The sequence below is a fragment of the Sandarakinorhabdus rubra genome (genome assembly GCF_010994245.1).
GTDB classification, from domain to species: Bacteria; Pseudomonadota; Alphaproteobacteria; order Sphingomonadales; family Sphingomonadaceae; genus Sandarakinorhabdus; species Sandarakinorhabdus rubra.
Window position 1 is genome coordinate 1 of sequence record NZ_WMHO01000425.1, and the last position, 817, is coordinate 817.

The following is an 817-nucleotide window of genomic DNA, read 5'->3' on the forward strand; positions in this document are numbered from 1 at the left end:
CTGCTGCTGCAGCTGCCGGCTGACCAGGTGCCGGCGGTGGCCAGGGCGATGGCGCTGCTCCCCCTGGCAAGCCGGCCGCTGGCGCTGGCGGCCTCGCCACGCGATTTCTTGCCGGTGCTGGCCCTGCTGGGCGCCATTGCGGCAGCGTCGCTGGGCCTGGCGGAACTGGGGCTGGCGCTGCTGCTGGGCGTGCTGGTGCTGGCACTGACCGGCCGGCTGCAGGGCGATGCCTATCGTGACATCGACTGGCCGGTGATCCTGCTGCTCGCGGCGCTGATCCCGGTGGCCAAGGCCTTCGGCGCCAGCAGCGCCGCCGACAGCATCGCGGATCTGCTGTCGGGACTGGGGCAGGGCCAGCCCGCGTGGCTGCTGGTGGGCGGCACGCTGCTGGCCACCATGGCGGTGACGCCCTTTCTCAACAATGCCGCAGCCGTGCTTATCATGGGCCCGATCGCGGCGCAGGCCGGGATTGCCAGCGGCGTGCCGCTGGACACCATGCTGATGGCGGTGGGCATCGGGGCAAGCTGTGACTTCCTTACCCCCATCGGTCACCAGTCCAACGTGCTGGTGTGGGGGCCGGGGGGCTATCAGTTCGGCGATTATGCCCGCATCGGCGCGCCGATCAGCCTGATGGTGCTGATGCTCGGTACTCCGTTGATCATGTGGGCATGGGGGTAGGCGGTCAGTCCGGTCGCGGCCGGCCGCGCAGCGCGCGCAGCGGCGGACGGCGCGGGGCGCCGCCGCTGCCGCGGGTGGCGGTGCGCAGCTCGTCACGCTTTTCATGGATGGAGGCGATCACCGGGCCCATCGGCACGCC

Annotated in this window: 1 protein-coding gene; it reads left to right on the forward strand. The window is 71.6% G+C overall.

The annotated features are described in order from the left end of the window. The coding region (locus GJV64_RS15020; RefSeq protein ID WP_205599670.1) for an SLC13 family permease at positions 1–678 on the forward strand (678 nt) is incomplete at its 5' end. Positions 679–817 lie beyond the last annotated feature (139 nt).